This window comes from Streptomyces sp. sk2.1, assembly GCF_008120935.1.
Classification (GTDB): Bacteria; Actinomycetota; Actinomycetes; order Streptomycetales; family Streptomycetaceae; genus Streptomyces.
This window is the reverse complement of record NZ_RDBO01000198.1, coordinates 1-827: the sequence shown is the minus strand read 5'-3', so window position 1 is coordinate 827 and position 827 is coordinate 1. Positions and strand designations below refer to the sequence as shown.

Genomic DNA, 827 nt, shown 5'->3' with positions numbered 1-827 from the left:
CGCCGGTGCGAGGCGGAGACCAGGGCGGCGGGGACCTCGTGCCTGGCCAGTTCGTCCAGGAGCCGGGCCGCGCCCGGCATCAGCGGGACGCCCCGGCCGATGCGCTTCTCGAAGCGGTCGTTGAGCAGCACGGTGAGTTCGTCGAGGGTGACGTCCGCGCCGGTGACATCGATGAGGTAGCCGGCGCTGCGGGTCATCGGACCGCCGACCACCACGTCCCGCCACGCCTCGTCGAGCCGATGCCCGAGTTCGGCGAAGACCTCCACCTCGGCATCCCACCAGAAGCCCTCGGTGTCGACGAGGGTGCCGTCCATGTCGAGCAGAACGGCCTGGAGCGCGGCGCCTTCGGCCGTGCGGGTCAAGGACGCGGGGACCGTACTGGTCATCGGCACACCTCCGTGAGGGACGAGAGGCCGGTCGCCTTTTCCCGTGGAAAGGACGACCGGCCTGCACTGGGCCGACAAGTGTACGACTTGTCCTGCTACCGCGCGTCGAACATCGCCTTACCGCGCGTTGAAGTATTTCGCTTCGGGGTGGTGGATGACGATCGCGTCGGTGGACTGCTCGGGGTGCAGCTGGAACTCCTCGGAGAGGTGCACCCCGATCCGCTCGGGCCGGAGCAGTTCGGCGATCTTCGCCCGGTCCTCCAGATCGGGGCAGGCGCCGTAGCCCAGGGAGAAGCGCGCGCCGCGGTACTTCAGCGCGAACATGTCCTCGACGTCGTCGGGGTCCTCGCCGCCGAAGCCGAGTTCGGCGCGGACGCGGGCGTGCCAGTACTCGGCGAGGGCTTCGGCGAGCTGGACGGACAGTCCGTGGAGTTCGAGGTA

2 protein-coding genes are annotated in these 827 nt (G+C 69.4%); both read right to left on the bottom strand.

Annotated elements, in window-relative coordinates:
• Window positions 1–386 (bottom strand): HAD family phosphatase (locus EAO76_RS42390; protein WP_148841546.1); only part of this gene is annotated, 386 nt, incomplete at its 3' end.
• A 117-nt stretch (window positions 387–503) separates the two neighbouring features.
• Window positions 504–827, bottom strand: a 324-nt coding sequence (locus EAO76_RS42385; RefSeq protein ID WP_148841545.1) for a vitamin B12 dependent-methionine synthase activation domain-containing protein, incomplete at its 5' end; no start/stop codon positions are given.